This is a genomic window from Vibrio sp. D173a (assembly GCF_030248475.1).
Window position 1 is genome coordinate 1 of record NZ_JAHGAH010000841.1, and the last position, 1,012, is coordinate 1,012.

Sequence of the window (1,012 nt, forward strand, 5' to 3'; positions counted from 1 at the left end):
ACTGTTCTGGAATAAACTTGAGCACTGATATCAAAAACTCAGTACCGAAGCTCTCAGAGCGTTCTAGAGAGAAATAGCTATCAGATCTGACGATCATCTAAGTTGCAGATCTACAAAGATCATTTTCCGATCAATTACTCTTTTCTTCACGCGCTCAGAATAAAATTCGCGCGCTTCTTTATCTTCTAAAGAGAGTCGCTGTCATAATATTCTTGTTGTTTCGCCTTAAAGTTTTTCAAGAAGGCTTGATCTTGTTTTGGCGATAGCTGCAGGCTCAATGCGTATATATCCGGTGAAAATTCCGTCACTATACTTCGAATATGCGTTCTAATGTCATTGCCTTGCTGTTCGATAAACTCAGCGGTGATTGTTTGCCGCTGTTGCTGCTGAAGGTCATTGATTTGCTGAATATATAATGGAATCTGAGTCTTCTTATGCCACTGTTGTAGTACCTCTAAGCGATTCTCCAGTTCAGATTCCTGAGCTGAACTTAGCGGTACGAGATCATCAATATAAGAGATAATAAACCAATCAATATTATTGTAGGCAAATTTAGTGGCGCAACCGAATAAGGCTAAGCTTGCCAATATGACTGTTAAATATCGATGAAATTTCATACAAACCACTCTATCTGTTACTTTCGCTCACTGATAGTTTAGATTGTTGCCTCGAGTTTGGTGGGATTTATAAAGAAATTGAGAGATGAACTTGCCAAGTTCTCTATTTGGGTAAATGATTAAAATAAAATAATTGTTGGCAGTGATGAATTTCGTAATTTATTGACCAATTGATAAGCAACTATACATACAAAAAGGTATGATACTTGCATAAAATATCGCAGGTTAGTATTTGGGAGGCAATCTATGGCCGCTATTCCTCATTATTCGAGCGAAATAGAATATGAGCTTTGCTATTTTGAAGATGGAAAAATAACCACAGTAAGGATATTAGCGAACAACCGTCAGGAAGCTATGAACTGGTATCTTGGTGAGGGTAAGCATATCAATGATCT

General features: G+C 37.5%; 1 protein-coding gene and 1 pseudogene. One reads left to right on the plus strand and one right to left on the minus strand.

Annotated elements, in window-relative coordinates; genetic code table 11:
- Positions 1-138 precede the first annotated feature (138 nt).
- Positions 139-617 (minus strand): annotated as a pseudogene (locus tag KIV40_RS29700) (DUF6279 family lipoprotein); the annotation flags it as partial.
- A 246-nt stretch (positions 618-863) separates the two neighbouring features.
- On the opposite strand from KIV40_RS29700, the gene KIV40_RS29705 reads away from it, so the two are divergent.
- Positions 864-1,012: RNA helicase (locus tag KIV40_RS29705; protein ID WP_285352846.1), on the plus strand; the 149-nt coding region annotated here is incomplete at its 3' end.